The organism is Streptomyces sp. NPDC021093, from assembly GCF_044333135.1.
Classification (GTDB): Bacteria; Actinomycetota; Actinomycetes; order Streptomycetales; family Streptomycetaceae; genus Streptomyces.
Genome location: NZ_JBIRQJ010000009.1, coordinates 93,115 through 109,023, shown reverse-complemented (window position 1 = coordinate 109,023; position 15,909 = coordinate 93,115). Strand labels below are relative to the sequence as shown.

The window sequence follows — 15,909 nt, the reverse complement described above, 5'->3', positions numbered from 1 at the left end:
GCGCACGTTCGGGCCCGCCCCGATCGAGCGTGGCAACCTTCCCGCCACATTGCGCCGGCTTTCGAAACCGGCGGCGGGATCGCACCCCGGCGGGGCTACCGTCCGGAATCCACGGGGCACACCGCACCGCACCGCAGCACCGCCGGAGCCGGAGAAAGCCACGGATGATCGAGCATCAGAGGGCCGCCGAGGGCAGCACCCAGTGGTACGACGCCGACGCGGGCCCACTCGTACGTCCCTACGCGCAGTCCGGCGTGCGCGCCGCCCCGGGCCTGGCGGGCGCGCCCCTCGACCTCGTCGCCCAAGTCACCGCCGTGACCGGCGCCGGTGAACCGGACCCCGCGCTGCTCGGTCGCGCCCACCACACCCTGCTCACGCTCTGCCGCACCGGCCCCCGGACCGTCGCGGAACTCGCCGTGGCGGCGGACCTGCCCACCGGTGTCGTACGCACCCTCCTGAACGACCTCCTCGCAGCGGGCCAGTTGGTGCTGAACGGTCCCGCGCGCCCCGCCGGCCCGCCCGCGGAACTGCCCCTGCAGGAAGTGATCGAAGGCCTGCGCGCCCTGTGAAGCCGCACCACCGCCTGGACGCGGTCCGGGGCGTCCGACCGGGTCCAGGCGGTGCGGATCCCGACCCCAGCCCGACTGCCGAAAGAAGTCCCCCATGTTTCCCGAGGTCCCCGAGGGCTCCGAGCAGAACGACGGCCCCGACAGCCCCGCCGCTCCCGACCGTGCCGTCGCTCCCGACCATGCCCCCGTCGACGACGCCGGAGCCGTCGAGGAGGAGGACAGCGCGCCCCTGGCGCTGAAGATACTGGTGGCGGGCGGTTTCGGAGTCGGCAAGACCACCCTGGTCGGCTCCGTCAGCGAGATACGCCCGCTGCGCACCGAGGAACTGCTCAGCGAGGCGGGGGAGTCGGTGGACGACACCGCCGGAGTCCACCGCAAGGCCGCGACGACCGTCGCCATGGACTTCGGCCGCATCACCATCCGGTCCGGGCTGTCGCTCTACCTGTTCGGCACCCCGGGTCAGGACCGCTTCTGGTTCCTGTGGGACGACCTCTCGCAGGGCGCGCTGGGCGCCGTCGTCATCGCCGACACCCGCAGGCTCGCCGACAGCTTCTTCGCGGTGGACTACTTCGAGGACCGCCGCATCCCCTTCGTCGTCGCGGTCAACTGCTTCGCCGGAGCGCAGTCCTACGGGGCGCGCGAAGTCTCCCAGGCACTCGACCTCGACCGGGGAACCCCCGTGGTGCTGTGCGACGCACGCGACCGCGACTCCGGCAAAGAGGTGCTGATCCGGCTGGTCGAGTACGCGGGGCGCGTGCACACGACGCGCATGCTCGACTCGATGGGCTGACCGGCTACTCCTCGCCGCCCCCGCCGTTCGCCGATTCCCGGGTGATCCGATCTGCTTGCCGCCACGCCGACAGTGGGTAAGGCTTGCGGGAGAACAGGGGACACGGGGAACGAATGAGCGGGGAGAGCCGAACCATGGCGCTGAACAAGGGACTTGACTGGCTGCTCGACGACCTGACGAACCGGATCCAGCACATCCGGCACGCACTGGTCCTTTCCAGCGACGGACTGGTGACCGGGGCGAGCGCAGGGCTGGAACGGGCGGACGCGGAGCATCTCGCCGCCGTCTCCTCGGGACTGCACAGCCTGGCGAAGGGATCGGGTCGGCACTTCCGGGCGGGCAAGGTGCGTCAGACGATGGTCGAATTCGACGACGGGCTCCTCTTCGTCACCGCGGCGGGCGAAGGCAGCTGTCTGTGTGTACTGAGCGCGGCCGAGGCCGACTTCGGCCAGGTCGCGTACGAGATGACGCTGCTGGTGAACAGGGTGGGCGAGCATCTCAAGGTGGCAGCGCGAAGCCCCGGTGCCTGACTGACCTGCGGAAATGCGCTCGGCCTGAGGGTTGTCCACAGGCCGAGCGCGATCCGGTCCCACCGGGCTACGGTCGTTACCGAGAGTGTTCATAACTCACGGGGAGGACCGTCATGGCCGTACAAGAAGTCCGGGAAGTGCAAGGAGTTCGGGAAGTACAAGCAGTCCAGGAAGTACAAGCAGTCCGGGAAGTTCAGGAACCTCGGCAGGTGCGGGGCGGGGCCGACCACCCCCGCCCCGCACGGCACCGTCACCGCCGTCCGCGCGGCACAGGAACTGGGACTCAGAAGAAGCGAGTTCGACCTCGCCGTGCAGCTCGGCCGCATCCGCACCGTCATGGCGGGCGAGGGCGGGCGGCGCGTCGCCCGTGAAGAGGTCGACAGGCTGCGGGAGTTGGAGGCGACCGCCACTCCGCTCAGGGAGCGGCTGCGGACGGCCGGCACCACCGAGGGGGCGGCCCTCCTGCACATCGGCAGGACCCGGTTCACCGGCCTCGCCCGCGCCGGATACCTCAGCCTGGCAAAGTTCTACCTCAACCGGTACCGGGCCGTCGTCTGGCTCTACCTCGTCGAGGAACTGACCGACTTCAAGGCCCGCCATCCCGAGCTGCTGACCGGCAACTACCCGGCGGCCATGCGCACCGCGCTCGACAGGGGAGAGGACCGGCGGGCCCGCAACTGGCGCAGCCGCCGGCTCGGCCAGCTGCTCGCACGGACCGAGAATCCGTGGGAACAGGCGGCGATCTTCAGCTCGCTCCTGGAGCAGGACGAGCTCGACCAGGTACTGGACGATCCGCGGGAAGCCGCCCGCATCGCCGGGCTCCGGTCCGGACTTGTCGCCGCCGAACCCCGCAGTCCCGCCGCCCGCGAGATCGTGCACCGCCTGCTCGTGGCGGACGAGGAGGACGAGATCAAGTGGATCAGGCTGAGCCTGGCCCTGTCACTGGAAGAGGCACGCGCACGTCTGCCCCTGCCCGGCCGGGCCACCACCGTGGCCGGTTCCTCCCGGGCCCGAGCTGCCGTTCCTGTCATGCCTGCTGTGCCTGCCGTGCGTCCCATGCCTGCTGTGCCTGCCCTGCGCACCTTGCTGTGTGCCTGGATGCCCGGCCTGAAGCGGCGGAGGCGGGCCGATGAGGCACACTGATCCACGTGTCGTCTCCTCGCCGTGTATGTCCCGTCTGCCGCCGCGAAATCGCTGTCGTCGCCGCGCGCTTCGCCCGCCACGACCCACCCGGCGCGCGTGGCACGACAGAGCTGATCTCCTGTCCTGGCTCGCGCAGCTCGGCGCCCCTCGGGTCGGCGCTGCAGCCGTCCCTGGACGGCTACGCGACACCGGAGTTCCCAGGTCAGCTGCCGCTGTTCTGACCGTCGAGGTAGGACCAGGCCCCGTCGACCCGCACGAACCTGCTCACCTCGTGCTGGCTGTCCGCGTGACCCTCGTGGACGAAATGGGCACGGAACTCCACGGTTCCCTCCTGGTGGAAGGCGGAGCCGTTCGCCGTGGACAGAATGTCGAGCCCCGTCCAGTGCTGCCCGGGGTCCAGATCCAGAGCGCTGGGCCGGGTCGTCGGATGCCAGGTCTGCAGCAGGTAGTCGGCGTTGAGGACGACGAACGCGCTGTAGCGCGAGCGCATCAGACGTTCGGCGGTCGGTGCCGCGGCGTCCCCGCGGTGGAATCGCCCGCAGCAGTCCCCGTAGGACTGCTCGCGCCCACAGGGGCAGGGGGCCGTGGCACTGGACTTCGTACGAGAACGAGGCATCTGGGACATGCCCCCATCCTCCCCCGACAGCGCCCCGCGTCTCGCACGCCCCCTCGCTCCCGCACGCCGGGGTCCGTCCGTCGGCCGCCGGGGCGCCGCTCAGAGCCCGCCGCGCAACTGCTCCCACTCCCGCCGGTCCCGCTTGGTCGGCCGCCCGGCGCCACGCTCCCGGACACCCGCACCGACGGCCTCCTTCGGCGGACGCGGGGCGCTCTTGTCCACGAAACACTCCGCGGCCGGCACCGCCCCCACCCGCTTGCGTACGAGCTGGGACACGATGACGACCCGCTCCCAGCCCTCCTGCCGCACCCGCACCTCGTCACCGACGCGCACCGACTGTGCCGGTTTGGCGCGCTCCCCGTTGATCCGTACGTGCCCGGCCCTGCAGGCGGCAGCAGCCGTCGACCGTGTCTTCATGAGCCGCACGGACCAGATCCAGCTGTCCACCCGTACGGTTCCCGCATCCGAAGCCATGCGGCCACCCTAATGCGACAGCGCCGCGCGCAGGGCGGTCAGGGAAGGCCGGGCCGCCGTGCGACAGGACGGCACCAGGTCCGCGAAGCTCAGGAACCCGTGCACCATGCCCTCCTGGACGTCCAGCCGGGCGGGGACGCCCGCGTCGCGCAGCTGCCTGGCGTACGAGATCCCCTCGTCCAGCAGCGGATCGTTGCCCGCCACCAGGACGTACGCGGCGGCGAGGCCCGAGAGGTCGTCGGCGTGCGCCACCGCACCGTACGGGATCGCCTCCTCGCGGGAGATCGTCCCGTAGTGGTGCCGGTTGAAGAACCTCATGGCGTCCGCGTCGAGGATCGGCGCCTCGGCGAAACGGGTGCGGGAAGGAGTCGGGTCCAGCGCGGTCGCCGGGTACCAGAGCAGTTGGAAGACCGGCTGCGGCAGGCCCCGGTCCCGTGCCATCAGGCAGACCGCCGCGGAGATCGACGCACCCGCGCTGTCCCCGGCGAGGGCGATGCGGCCAGGATCGCCGCCCCAGTCGGCCACGTACTCCCGCGCCCACGCGTACGCGGCGAAGCCGTCCTCCAGGGCGGCGGGGAAGGGATGCTCGGGGGACAGCCGGTAGTCGACCGAGATCACGAGGGAGCCGGTCTCCCGGGCCGTCGTCCGGCACAGGGCGTCGTGGCTGTCCAGGCCGCCGATCACGAAACCGCCGCCGTGACAGAAGACGGTGACGGGCAGCCCGGGGTCGAGCGAAGGATGATAGACGCGCACCGGAACCTCGCCGGCGGGGCCGGGGATGCTCGCGTTCACGACCTTGGGAAGTTCCGTCGTGACCGGCATGAGGGAGAGTGCGGCTGCCGCCCGCGCGCGGAAGTCCACGGGATCGAGGGACCAGTCCATCGGCGGAATCTGGTCGAGGAACTGCTGGAGTGCGGGTTCGATCGGCATGGCGTCGCTCCCTGACGGTCCGTCACTGATGCGGCGAATGTACGTGCCTCCTGCACGGAGGGGAAGGACCGTACGACAGTCAACTTCCATGGTGTGAAGGCCTTCTGGCCGGGCCACGGCTCGTCCGTCTGTTTCCCCCAGACGGCGAGCACGCGTGCACAGCGAGGACGCGCGCACGGCGAGGACGTGCACACGGCGGTGATCGGGCAGCTCACCGTTGAAATCCGGTGGCGGCTCCGGCCCCGGCCGGTGACGATCGCCGCATGCACCTCTTCCTGGCGACCGAACGACTCGCCCTGCGCCCCTTCACCGGGACCGACACGGACATCGACCACCTGCTGGCGCTCGACAACGACCCCGATGTCATGCGCTACATCAACGGCGGCCGGCCGACGACCCGCGAGGCGATCCGCACCCGGACGCTGCCCCGGCTCCTGCACGACCACCCCTGCCTCGGCACGCGCGGCTACTGGGCCGCCGAGGACAGGAGCACCGGGGCCTTCCTGGGCTGGTTCGAGTTCCGCCCGCTGGACGACCGCAGCGCCGCCGTGGTCGAACTCGGCTACCGGCTGGGCAAGGAGGCCTGGGGCAACGGTTATGCGACGGAGGGCTCACGTGCCCTGATCCACAAGGGGTTCACGGATCTGGGCGTGGCGCGGGTGACCGCCAACACCATGGCGGTCAACACGGGATCCCGCCGGGTGATGGAGAAGGCGGGCCTGACCTTCGTGCGGAACTACACCGACGACTGGCCCGAAGCCATCGAAGGCTCGGAGCACGGCGAGGTCGAGTACGAACTCACCCGCACGGAGTGGGAACGGCGTTCCTGACCGGGTCCAGGCACCGGTGCCTGGACCCGGTCAGGAACGCGGGTACCTGTGCCTGTACCGGCCAGGAACGCGTCCGGGCACCCGCCCGGAATGCGGAAGCGTGTCGGCGGATGCCTACTGGAAGCGGGGCCGGACACACTGGGGTTCCACACCGGCAGTTCCGAGCCCCCGCCGTTCTGCCCGCCGAGGAAGGTCCCACCATGATGCGCGTACGTACCGCCCCTGCCGTCGCCGCGGTCATCGTCGGCGGCAGTCTTCTGTCCGCCCCCGGCGCGTCGGCCGACCGCACACCCGAACCGGAGCGGTGCGCCGTCATCCAGCACGATCTCGACGCCTACCGCCGGGGCGAGGTCCAGTACTTCGTCGACCCGGAACCGGCCTGGCGGGCGGAGGCCGAGCGGCTCGGGTGCGACATCTGCGGTCTCTGAGTCCCTGCCCCCGCTCCGCGTCGATCCCTGCTCCGCGGCGACCTCTGCTCCGCGTCCGTCTCCGGGGCCCCGAGTCGCACGGGCCTTCGCTCAGGCCGGCAGCCGGTTGGGGTGGGACATCCGGCGGGCCGCCCGCAGCAGCCCCTGGATCTGCGGACCCGCCTGTTCGACCCCGGTCACGGGGGTGGGGAACGGCAGCCGTACGTCGCTGTGCGTGTGCGGGTACTCCAGGCGCAGCGTGAGGCCGTACCGGTCCATGGCCAGCGGCAGCGCGCGGGTCAGGGCGGCGGTCCGGGGCGCGGGCGCCAGGCGCAGCAGCAGCGGGATCAACTCGGCGTGCGAGTCCAGGAGATGGGTCAGCATCGCGGCCTCGCAGGGGGCGAGCGGGTCGGGGGAGGTGTGCTCCAGCGCGTCGAGGGTGACGTACGTGCGTCCGTCGGCGTCCTCGATGACGGCCTGCCCGAACTCCATGCAGGTGCTCTCGTCGGTCGCCGACGTGTCGTACGGGGCGGCGAGGAGGCCGGTGAGGGTGACGCGTGCGCGCACCCGGTCCCGTACCGGGGTGGGTGCGACGTCGGTGAACTCCAGCCGGACGGGGATGCGTTCGTGACCGGGGGAGTCGGGGTGGCCGGGGGAGGGGTGGGCGTCCCCGGTCGCCCCGACCGGTTCGTGGAGGTGGATGCGGCTCATCACTCCCGCACCGTCGAGCCTGCGCACCTCCGTGTGCACGCCGTCGCTGACGACCGTCATCGAGTGGGCGGCGGCCAGTACGGAGCGCACGCGTTCGGCGCTGGTCGGCTGCGGGGCGCGGGTGCGGGGCAGGCGCATGCGGAATCTCCATGAGGGCAGCGGTGAATCACCGGAGCGGGCAACTTAGGTAAGCCTAACCTAATGCATCTCTGGGGGGTATGAGGCGCCCCGTTTCGGCCGTAGTCGCGGGCGTCTGCACTCTGCCCCGCCCACCTCCGGCCCACCTCCGGCCCACCTCCGATGCGGCCCGGTGCTGCCCGGTGCTGGACGTCCCGGCGGAGCGATCGGGCTGACACCCGCTCCCATTCAGCCCGCCCCGCTGCCAGAGCGAAAAGCTATACCGGGCGGGAGCAACAGGTCTTGGACGGTGCCGACAACTGCGTGTGAGAGTGACGGAGTTCTCCCGAATTCCGGGCTGCGTGAAAGGTGTCACGTGAGTTCTCTCCGTCAGCGGATCATTCTCATCCTGCTTTGTACGACGCAATTCGTCGCCATTCTCGATTTCTCCATCACCACCGTGCCCCTGCCCGAAATTCAACGGGAGTTGGGTTTCGGGGCCGGAGGCATCCAATGGGTCGTCAACGCCTACGGCGTGGCCATCGCGGGATTCCTCCTGCTGGGCGGCAGGGCCGCCGACGTGGTCGGCAGAAGGCGCATCTTTGTCATGGGTCTGATCGTCTTCACCCTTGCCTCCCTGGTGGGCGGCTTTGCCTCCAGTCCCCTCATGCTGATCGTCACCAGGGCCTTGCAGGGGCTCGGCGCCGCACTCTTCTCACCGGCGGCCTTCTCCCTCCTGACCACCAGCCGTCCGCCGGGCAGGCAGCGGAACCGGGCGCTGGGGGCATGGGCCGCGGTGGCGGCGAGCGGATTGGCGGCCGGAGTGATTCTCGGTGGCTTCATCACCGACGCATGGGGATGGCGCTGGGTGTTGTGGCTCAACGTGCCCATCGGAATTCTGGTCGTGGCGCTGGCCCGTTTCCTGCCGGAGGGGAAGCCTTCGGCGCGCTCGGGGCCCGCACATCTGGATGTGGCCGGAGCACTGCTCGTCGCAGGCGGCGTCACCACACTCATTTACGCCTTCGCCAACAGTGAGCACATCGGCCTGGGGCACCCGGCCACCTTCGGCCTGATGGCAGTGGGAATTCTCCTGCTCGCGGTCTTCGTAAGGGTCGAGTCGAGGGCCGTCGAACCGCTGATGCCCTTGCGTCTTTTCCGGAAGCGCTCGGTGGGCGGTGCCAATCTCATTTCGCTGCTGGCCAATATCGGGCTGGGCCCCACTTTCATCATCGTCGCGCTGCACATGCAGATCGTGCTCGGCTTCACACCCCTCAGGACGGGTCTCGGGCTGCTCCCCATGGCCGTCGCGTTCCTGGTGTTCAGCGCGTGGGTGGGGCCGTCGCTGGTCGCCCGGTTCGCCACCAAACCGGTGATCGTCACGGGCCTTGTCCTGTTCACGGCGGGCCTGGTGCTGCTCGGGTTCTCGCTGCCGGGCGACGGGAGCTGGGCGGGCTCGGTCCTGCCGGGTGCGCTGCTTTCCGGGATCGGGTACGGGATCGCCTTCCCGGCGTGGACGGTCGCGGGCATCGACGAGGTCGACCCGGAGCACCACGGTCTGGCCGGTGGAATGCTGACGACCACTCAGGAGGTGGGTTCGGCCGTGGGGTTGGCGGTCGGTCTCGCGGTGGCCACCGCCGCGGTGACCGCCGGGCGGACAGTGGCGGAGGGATACGGCCGGGCGGTCCTCCTGGCAGGCGTCCTGGTGGCCGTCGGCACCGTGGTGTCCGTACTGCTCCTGCCGAACCGCCGTGGAGACGGCGCCACCACCGCCGAACCGGCATCCAAGGCCAAGGCCAAGGCCAAGGCCAAGTCCGGGCCCGTGTCCGGATCCGGACACGGATCCACGCGCGGACCTGCGTCCGGACCCGCTTCTGATCCCGCGCCCGGAGACCTTCCCGGGGCGGTCCCCGCCAAGGCCGACTGAAGCCGGCCGAGCGGGACCCTGCGCCGCGCCGCACCGCCGCAGCGAGCCGGTAGGTTACCGGCCATGACAGTTGACCTTCGGCAGTTCCGCTACTTCATCGGCGTCGCGGAAGAAGGCAACTTCACCAGGGCCTCCGTCCGGCTCAGAGTCGCCCAGCCGTCCCTCTCCCGGCAGATTCAGCAACTCGAACGGGCCCTCGGTCTCCAACTGTTGATCCGGCACCCGCACGGCGTCCGGCTGAGCCCCGCGGGTGCCGATTTCCTGGTGGACGCACGGGCCGCGGTGGCGGCTTTCGACGGAGCGGTCCGGGCGGCCAGGCTCGCGGCCCAGGGCAGGAGCGGGCGGCTCACCGTGGGATTCCTGGTGGCCGCCGGGCTCGACTTCGCACCGAACATCCTGCAGAAGTTCCAACGCGACGTCCCGGAGGTCCATGTGGAGGTCCGGGAGTTCGACTTCACCGACACCTCGGCCGGGCTGGCGGACCGCACCACCGACGCCGCCTTCATCCGCCTCCCGCAGGACGCCCCCGGCCTCGCCCACGTGGTGCTCGCCCGCGAGCGGCTGGTGGCCGCCGTGCCGATCGGCCACCGGCTCGCTCAGCGCGACGAGGTCATGGTCGACGACCTGCTGGACGAGGCACTGGTCGCCTCGCCGGTCAAGGGGCCCTGGCGGGACTTCTGGCTGCTCAACGACCGGCGCGGAGGCGCCGCCGAGCTGGTCGGCGCCGAAGCGGCCTCGTTCGAGAGCGAGTTGCAGGCGGTGGCGGCGGGAAGGGGCGTCAGCATCACGACCGAGGGAGCACGCCGCTTCTACAACAGACCCGATGTGAGGTTCGTCAGCATCGCCGACGCACCGGTGTCCACCGTCGCCCTGGCCTGGCGCTCCGACAACGAATCCGCCACTCTGCGGCAGTTCGTGGCGGTCGCCCAGGGGACGATCCGCCCGTGATCCCCCTCCGGGTTCTCCACCGGTAGAAGGCAGAAGTGGCAGTAACCACTCGAAAGGAGCAGGAACTACTCGAACCGCTCGGTGTCGCCCGCCCCACGGCGGACGATCTCCGCCTCGCCGCTCGAAAAGTCCACGACCGTGGTCGGTACGGTGCCGCAGTCGCCGGAGTCGATCACGGCATCCACCTCGTGGTCGAGGCGCTCCTTGATCTCCCAGCCCTGCGTCATCGGCTCCGCCTGGTCGGGCAGCAGCAGGGTGCTCGACAGCAGCGGCTCACCGAGCTCGGCGAGCAGGGCCTGCGCGGCGACATGGTCGGGGATGCGCACTCCGACCGTCTTCTTCTTCGGGTGCAGGAGCTGCCGCGGCACCTCCTTCGTCGCGGGCAGAATGAACGTGTAGCTGCCCGGCGTCGCGGCCTTGATGGCACGGAACACCTTGTTGTCGAGCTGCACGAACTGGCCCAGCTGGGCGAAGTCATGACACACGAGGGTGAAGTGGTGCCGGTCGTCGAGATTGCGGATCGACCGGATCCGGTTGATCCCGTCCCGGCTGCCGAGCTGACATCCCAGCGCGTAGCAGGAGTCCGTCGGGTACGCGACGAGCGCACCGGAACGGATGCTCTCGGCCACGCTCTTGATGGTCCGGGGCTGGGGGTTTTCGGGGTGCACATCGAAGTACTTCGCCATCCGCGGAGTCTAGGCGATCAGGACCCCCGCACCCGTCCGCCCGGCCGTGCAGTCACCTGTCGGCCCAGCCGTGCAGTCACCCGTCGGCCCGGCCGTGCAGTCACTTGTCGGCCCGGCCGTGCAGTCGCCCGTCGGCCCGGCCGTGCGGTCTCTCGTCGGCCCCGCCGTGCGGTCACCCGACCGGATCCTGCCCCACCCCCTCCGCACCGCCGCCGCCCATCGAGCTGACCATCGACAGATTGCTCACCAGCAGGCCGCCGTCGACCGGGAGCGTCACCCCGGTGACCCAGGACGCGTCCGCCGAAGCGAGGAAGGCGACGGCCGCGGCGATGTCGTCCGGCTCGCCGACACGCCCCAACGGGTAGTGCCCGGCGGCGCGTTCGAGCACGCCAGGACGGTCGTCCCAGACACTGGTGCGTACGGTGCCGGGCTCGACGAGATTGACGCGCACACCGCGCGGGGCGCACTCGACGGCCAGGGTGCGGGTCAGCGAGGCGAGTCCGGCCTTCGCGGCGCTGTACGCGTGGTTGCCGAAGTGCTGCTCCGCGTTGACCGAGCCGATGCTGACGATCGCACCCCGCCCGCCGGCCGCCGCCAGATGCGGGAGGCAGGCGCGGACACAGCGGTACGCGCCGTGCAGGGTGACCTCGAAGTCCTCGTACCAAGGGCCGTCCTCGGCCTTCTCGAAGCGGGAGGGGTCCGGATGGCACGAGTAGGCGTTGTTCACCAGGATGTCGAGACCGCCGAAGGACTCCACGGCCCTGTCCACGGCCGCCTCCACCGAAGCCCGGTCGACGACGTCGCACGGCTGGGCCACCGCGACCCCGCCACTGTCGCGGATGCCCTCGGCCACCTGTGCCGCACGGGACGCGTCCCGGTCCGTGACGAGCACCCGCGCGCCTTCTGCCGCCAACCGGCGGGCGATCGCAGCGCCGATGCCCTGACCGGCGCCGGTGACCAGTGCGGCGTATCCGTCGAATCGTGTCATGCGCACACCCTAGGGCCGCTGGGTCCGTCCTGGGCGGCGCCCGAACCACCCGCTGCAGCACGGGCGTTGACCGGCTCCGGTCCCTCCCGCCGAACCGGCCGCCCGTGGGATGCTGCCCGGCATGGGTGATCGTGAGCACCACATTTCAGCCGTACGCAGTAGTGAGGTACGCAGCAGCTACGACGCCGTGGCCGAGGAGTACGCGAACCGGCTGCACGAGGAACTCGACGGCAAGCCGCTGGACCGGGCGCTCCTCACCGCGCTCCTGGAACAGACGGAGCGGGGGGCCACGGTCGCCGACCTGGGCTGCGGGCCAGGACACGTGGCGGCCTGGCTCGCCGGGCACGGTGCGCGCACCGTGGGCATCGACCTGTCCGCAGGCATGGTCGAGGCCGGGCGGCGCAGGTTCCCCCAAGTGGAGTTCCGCGAAGGCGACCTCCGCGAACTCCCGGCCAAGGACGCCGAGTTCGCCTCGGCCGTTGCCCTCTACACGATCATCCACCTCGACCCCGGCGACCTGCCCCGTGCCTTCGACGAGATGTGCAGGACGCTGCGCCCCGCCGGTCTGCTCCTGCTCTCCTTCCACGTCGGCGAAGAGGTCCGGCACATGGACGAGTGGTGGGGGCACGGCGTGAACCTCGACTTCCGGTTCCTCGACCCCGCGCACATCGCCCCGCTCCTCGAAGCAGCCGGATTCACCGTCGAGATGCGGATGGAACGCACCCACTACGCCCACGAGGCCGAGACCCGCCGGTGCTACTTCCTGGCCCGCCGCCTGCCGCTCGGAGCCCCGGACGAGCAGCGCCCCGGACAGTCACCACGCTGACGGGCCACTCGTCGGCCCACCACGTCAGCCCGCCGTCCGTCGGCCCACCACTCGTCAGCCCGCCGTCCGCCGATCCACCACTCGTTCAGCCCGCCGTCCACCGGCCCGGCGCGCTTCAGCCCGCCACCTTCCGTCGATGGGCGCTCTCCTCCCACTCCCTTCCGATCCCGCGGATGAAGGCGGAGTACAGCCCCAGGTACCGGAAGGGTTTGATGAGGGCCATGTAGGCAGCGCCGGCAAGTCCGTTGGGCTTCACCAGGACGGCCATCTGTCCTCGGTAGCCGCCTGCCCCGTCCGGCACCCAGCCGATGTGCATCAGCCCGTGCACGGTCCCGTTGCCCATCTCGGCCACCCACTCGTCGTGTGTCTGGTAGACGGACGTGAACGGCTCCGACCGCAGGTCGGATCCCCGGGGGCCGTCGCGCAGATCCGCGGGCAGCCGCCCCCGCAGTGACGGCACCCGGCCCCCGACGCCCTTCTCGGGCCTGTCCCAGCCGAGCAGCTTCCCGAGCTTGTCCCGTACTGCGAAGAGCAGCCGCGACACGGGCGTGGAGACGTGTGCGGCCGGCTTCGAATCGTCGTCCTTGTGTGCGTCGGTGAACAGGTCCACCAGGTGTGCGAGATCGTCCGGGCCGCCCGGCGTCGGAAGCGCCCACACGTCCTCAAGCCGGAAGTCCGGCGCGATCGAATGAATCCGCCAGGGCCGCGAAGTGTGCGCGGTGGTGGGGAGTTTCATGACGGGACCCCTCTCTATACGGTGCCGTATAAAGCAACCTAGCACCATCTGTACGGCGGCGTATAGGCGGTGTGCGAAGCCGCATGGACCGGATCCCGGCCCGGGTGCCCGGCATCGGTCGGCCCGCCATGGGGCTCACGCGTTGTGTGTGACTCCTGCGGTACGACTACTCACCGTTACGGGTGGAAGTGGGTGTATCGGAGATTTGTACGTGGAAGGCTGCGACCGCACTATTCGTCCGCTTCCTCGGGGGCTTGCCCATATGCGTTTGTCCGCCGCCCTGTTGACCACCGTCGCCCTGGTCGCCGCCGTGCCGTCCGCGACCGCACAGACCGTTCGCGCAGCGCCCTCCGCCGAGGCGGCTCTGCCCGGTTACATCTGTTTCTGGCCCGAAGCCAATGAGACGGGCCCGGGCGGCGGCTGGTGCTCCAACGGCACCGGCTACGCCGAAGCCGCGCCCCATGTGAAACGGCACGCGAAGTCCTTCAGCAACCAGACCCAGGAAACCTTCTACGCCCTCCACTTCCCCCGCGATGGCGGCTGCCTCTACCGGACCGTCTACGGGGGCGACTACTCCGGCTACTGGGAGTGGTGGGACAAGCTGGACGGGGTCCAGCGCGGCAGGCCCACCGACTGCCAGCCCGGCTGAGCCGCCCGTCATGCCCGTGCCCGGCCGCACGAAGGGGCTCGTGCCCGACCGTACGAAGGGGCTGTTGCCCGGCTGCACGAAGAGGCCCGTGCCCGGCCGTACGAAGAAGTGCGTGCCCGCCCTGCTGCTGGCCGCCACTCTCGTACTGGGCGGCTGCGCCGCACCGGCACAGCGGATCGAACTCGGGCCCGACGACACGCTCAAGGCGGCCCAGCAGCTGATCACCGACCGCTGCATGACGGGCAGGGGCCTCGCCCCGCCCAGACCCGGAGCCGCCACCCCCTCACCCGCCGGGGCCCGCCGGATCTCCGACGCCCTCTTCGGGACCGGCCGCGCCGAACTCTCCCTCGCCCTCCCCAGCGGCCATGTGATCAGCCAGCACACCGACGGCTGCCTGGCCGCCGCGCAGCGCCGCCTGTACGGCGACCAACGGCGCTGGTTCCAGGTCTCGACCCGCGTCGCCAACCTCCGCTCCGCGGCACCCGCCGCGGACCGCACCGACTACCGACGGCTGCGCGAAGAAGCACTGCGCCGCGCGAGAACCCTCCTCACCGAAGCTGCACACACCCAGAAAGGCATCCGTACATGAAGCGCCTCCTCACCCTGCTCACCGCCACCCTGCTCGCCGCCGGCGGCGCGCTGGCCACGCCCGCCGCCGCGGCGCCCTGTGCCAGCGGCTCCTTCTGCGTCTGGCAGGACGCCAACTTCAGCGGCAGGGTCTTCTCCTCGTCCGGTGACGACGAGTGGTGGGAGAGCTGGATCGCCGACACGGACTCGTCGTGGGCCAACCACGCGATCTCGGGACCCGGCATCAAGGACCACGTCATCGTCTACGAGGACGCCATCCAGTGGCCGTCGGACGGCGGCGCCCGGACGATCTGCCTCGCCCCCGGCCAGGAGGTCGCCTCCAACGCGAACGCCAACGACCGCGGTGACGCACACGTCTGGGCGATGCAGTGCTGACGGAGCGGTCCCGGACGTAGGCGGACCGCTCTTGCCGAGGCCCCTGTTCACCGGCCGTGCGTCGGTGGACAGGGGCCTCTTCACTGACCGTTTTCAGCCATGCTTAGGTTAGGCTAACCTTCGGCGTGTGAATGTCGGTGAAGAACTCCTCCAGGCCGCGTCTCCCCGTGGCCACACCCTTTCCGCCACGGGCGTCACCGTGGCCTACGACGGCGTCGACGTCGTGCACGAGGCGTCCCTCGAACTGTCGGCAGGGCAGGTGACCGTACTGGTCGGGCCGAACGGCAGTGGGAAATCAACGCTGTTGCGGACCGTGGCACGGCTGCAGCGGGCCCGCAGCGCGGCGCTGACCCTCGACGAGGGGACGGACGGATTCGCACTGACCCCCCGTGAGTTCTCGCGGCACGTCGCGCTGCTGACCCAGGGGCGGCCCACGCCCAGCGGGCTCTCCGTGCGGGACGTCGTGGAGTTCGGGCGCTACCCCTACCGGGGACGCTGGGGCCGGGCCGATCCGGGCGGCCGGGCGGCCGTGGACCGGGCACTGGAGATGACCGGCGTCACCGAACTCGCCGAGCGGGGCGTCGAGCACCTCTCCGGCGGCCAGCTCCAGCGGGTGTGGCTCGCGAGCTGCCTCGCGCAGGAGACCGGCGTACTGCTCCTGGACGAGCCGACGACCTACCTCGACCTCCGCTACCAGGTGGAACTCCTGGACCTGATAAGGGATTTGGCGGACGACCATGGCATCGCCGTCGGCGTGGTGCTGCACGACCTGGACCAGGCGGCGGCCGTCGCCGACCGGATCGTGCTGCTCCGGGCAGGACGGGTGATCTCGGACGGAGAGCCCGCGGTCGTACTCGTACCCGAGCAGCTGACGGACACGTACGGCATCCGGATCGAGGTCTCCACCGACCCGCTGACGGGGCGGCTGCGCACTCGGGCGATCGGCCGGCACCACACGCGGCGGACCCCCGACGGCGTCCGCGTGCTGGACAGCGACGACGCGCAGGTCAGCACTCACGCATAGCACCCACGCAGAGGCCGGTGCCCGCAGGGCGGCACCGCGCCCCGCAAA

The 15,909-nt window shown here is 70.7% G+C and carries 21 protein-coding genes; 14 read left to right on the top strand and 7 right to left on the bottom strand.

Going from position 1 to position 15,909, the window contains the following annotated elements:
- Window positions 1–164: 164 nt before the first annotated feature.
- From ACH4SP_RS27835 to ACH4SP_RS27815, 5 genes are all read left to right on the top strand, one after another.
- The gene (locus tag ACH4SP_RS27835; RefSeq protein WP_398418576.1) at window positions 165–569 is read left to right on the top strand and encodes a DUF742 domain-containing protein; all 405 of its coding nucleotides are present in this window, start codon (window positions 165–167) and stop codon (window positions 567–569) included.
- A gap of 94 nt (window positions 570–663) precedes the next feature.
- Window positions 664–1,359 carry a GTP-binding protein gene (locus ACH4SP_RS27830; protein ID WP_398418574.1) on the top strand — a complete coding sequence of 232 codons (696 nt, stop codon included), beginning with the start codon at window positions 664–666 and terminating at the stop codon, window positions 1,357–1,359.
- 134 nt (window positions 1,360–1,493) lie between these two features.
- Window positions 1,494–1,889, top strand: coding sequence for a roadblock/LC7 domain-containing protein (locus tag ACH4SP_RS27825; protein WP_398418572.1), 396 nt, complete (start codon window positions 1,494–1,496; stop codon window positions 1,887–1,889).
- Window positions 1,890–3,032: a DUF6397 family protein gene (locus tag ACH4SP_RS27820; RefSeq protein WP_398419134.1), complete on the top strand. Its 1,143-nt coding sequence runs from the start codon at window positions 1,890–1,892 to the stop codon at window positions 3,030–3,032.
- Window positions 3,033–3,037: 5 nt separating this feature from the next.
- Entirely contained in the window at window positions 3,038–3,253 is a 216-nt protein-coding gene (locus ACH4SP_RS27815; RefSeq protein WP_398418570.1) for a hypothetical protein, read from the top strand.
- Here ACH4SP_RS27815 and ACH4SP_RS27810 read toward each other — a convergent pair.
- From ACH4SP_RS27810 to ACH4SP_RS27800, 3 genes are all read right to left on the bottom strand, one after another.
- Window positions 3,235–3,648 (bottom strand): YchJ family protein, encoded by a 414-nt coding sequence (locus ACH4SP_RS27810; protein WP_398419132.1) that lies wholly within the window; start codon window positions 3,646–3,648, stop codon window positions 3,235–3,237. The two genes, ACH4SP_RS27815 and ACH4SP_RS27810, sit on opposite strands and share 19 nt — an antisense overlap.
- 99 nt (window positions 3,649–3,747) lie before the next feature.
- On the bottom strand, window positions 3,748–4,122 hold the full coding sequence (locus tag ACH4SP_RS27805) for an RNA-binding S4 domain-containing protein (protein WP_398418569.1): 375 nt from the start codon (window positions 4,120–4,122) through the stop codon (window positions 3,748–3,750).
- Window positions 4,123–4,131: 9 nt separating this feature from the next.
- Window positions 4,132–5,052, bottom strand: a complete 921-nt coding sequence (locus tag ACH4SP_RS27800) for an alpha/beta hydrolase (protein ID WP_398418567.1) — start codon at window positions 5,050–5,052, stop codon at window positions 4,132–4,134.
- 263 nt (window positions 5,053–5,315) lie between these two features.
- On the opposite strand from ACH4SP_RS27800, the gene ACH4SP_RS27795 reads away from it, so the two are divergent.
- Together ACH4SP_RS27795 and ACH4SP_RS27790 are read left to right on the top strand one after the other, a co-directional pair.
- On the top strand, window positions 5,316–5,882 hold the full coding sequence (locus ACH4SP_RS27795) for a GNAT family N-acetyltransferase (protein WP_398418566.1): 567 nt from the start codon (window positions 5,316–5,318) through the stop codon (window positions 5,880–5,882).
- A gap of 200 nt (window positions 5,883–6,082) precedes the next feature.
- Window positions 6,083–6,310, top strand: coding sequence for a hypothetical protein (locus tag ACH4SP_RS27790; RefSeq protein WP_398418565.1), 228 nt, complete (start codon window positions 6,083–6,085; stop codon window positions 6,308–6,310).
- Window positions 6,311–6,400: 90 nt separating this feature from the next.
- On the opposite strand, the gene ACH4SP_RS27785 is transcribed toward ACH4SP_RS27790, so the two are convergent.
- Complete coding sequence (locus tag ACH4SP_RS27785; RefSeq protein ID WP_398418563.1) at window positions 6,401–7,138, bottom strand: DUF2470 domain-containing protein; 738 nt, start codon at window positions 7,136–7,138, stop codon at window positions 6,401–6,403.
- A 355-nt stretch (window positions 7,139–7,493) separates the two neighbouring features.
- Between ACH4SP_RS27785 and ACH4SP_RS27780 the strand changes: the two genes are divergently transcribed.
- The gene (locus tag ACH4SP_RS27780; protein ID WP_398418562.1) at window positions 7,494–9,041 is read left to right on the top strand and encodes an MFS transporter; all 1,548 of its coding nucleotides are present in this window, start codon (window positions 7,494–7,496) and stop codon (window positions 9,039–9,041) included.
- A gap of 63 nt (window positions 9,042–9,104) precedes the next feature.
- The gene (locus tag ACH4SP_RS27775; protein WP_398418561.1) at window positions 9,105–9,989 is read left to right on the top strand and encodes a LysR family transcriptional regulator; all 885 of its coding nucleotides are present in this window, start codon (window positions 9,105–9,107) and stop codon (window positions 9,987–9,989) included.
- 65 nt (window positions 9,990–10,054) lie between these two features.
- On the opposite strand, the gene ACH4SP_RS27770 is transcribed toward ACH4SP_RS27775, so the two are convergent.
- Together ACH4SP_RS27770 and ACH4SP_RS27765 are read right to left on the bottom strand one after the other, a co-directional pair.
- Window positions 10,055–10,675 carry an L-threonylcarbamoyladenylate synthase gene (locus ACH4SP_RS27770; RefSeq protein ID WP_398418560.1) on the bottom strand — a complete coding sequence of 207 codons (621 nt, stop codon included), beginning with the start codon at window positions 10,673–10,675 and terminating at the stop codon, window positions 10,055–10,057.
- A 172-nt stretch (window positions 10,676–10,847) separates the two neighbouring features.
- Window positions 10,848–11,663, bottom strand: coding sequence for an SDR family NAD(P)-dependent oxidoreductase (locus ACH4SP_RS27765; RefSeq protein ID WP_398418559.1), 816 nt, complete (start codon window positions 11,661–11,663; stop codon window positions 10,848–10,850).
- 121 nt (window positions 11,664–11,784) lie between these two features.
- Between ACH4SP_RS27765 and ACH4SP_RS27760 the strand changes: the two genes are divergently transcribed.
- Window positions 11,785–12,489: a class I SAM-dependent DNA methyltransferase gene (locus tag ACH4SP_RS27760; RefSeq protein ID WP_398418558.1), complete on the top strand. Its 705-nt coding sequence runs from the start codon at window positions 11,785–11,787 to the stop codon at window positions 12,487–12,489.
- Window positions 12,490–12,604: 115 nt separating this feature from the next.
- Here ACH4SP_RS27760 and ACH4SP_RS27755 read toward each other — a convergent pair whose 3' ends face one another.
- Window positions 12,605–13,225 carry a DUF2867 domain-containing protein gene (locus ACH4SP_RS27755; RefSeq protein WP_398418556.1) on the bottom strand — a complete coding sequence of 207 codons (621 nt, stop codon included), beginning with the start codon at window positions 13,223–13,225 and terminating at the stop codon, window positions 12,605–12,607.
- 262 nt (window positions 13,226–13,487) lie between these two features.
- On the opposite strand from ACH4SP_RS27755, the gene ACH4SP_RS27750 reads away from it, so the two are divergent.
- From ACH4SP_RS27750 to ACH4SP_RS27735, 4 genes are all read left to right on the top strand, one after another.
- On the top strand, window positions 13,488–13,874 hold the full coding sequence (locus ACH4SP_RS27750; RefSeq protein ID WP_398418554.1) for a hypothetical protein: 387 nt from the start codon (window positions 13,488–13,490) through the stop codon (window positions 13,872–13,874).
- A gap of 40 nt (window positions 13,875–13,914) precedes the next feature.
- Window positions 13,915–14,463 carry a hypothetical protein gene (locus tag ACH4SP_RS27745; protein ID WP_398418553.1) on the top strand — a complete coding sequence of 183 codons (549 nt, stop codon included), beginning with the start codon at window positions 13,915–13,917 and terminating at the stop codon, window positions 14,461–14,463.
- Window positions 14,460–14,837, top strand: coding sequence for a peptidase inhibitor family I36 protein (locus tag ACH4SP_RS27740; RefSeq protein WP_398418551.1), 378 nt, complete (start codon window positions 14,460–14,462; stop codon window positions 14,835–14,837). Before ACH4SP_RS27745 ends, ACH4SP_RS27740 begins: the two co-directional genes overlap by 4 nt.
- Window positions 14,838–14,964: 127 nt before the next feature.
- On the top strand, window positions 14,965–15,861 hold the full coding sequence (locus ACH4SP_RS27735; RefSeq protein ID WP_398418549.1) for an ABC transporter ATP-binding protein: 897 nt from the start codon (window positions 14,965–14,967) through the stop codon (window positions 15,859–15,861).
- Window positions 15,862–15,909: the final 48 nt, after the last annotated feature.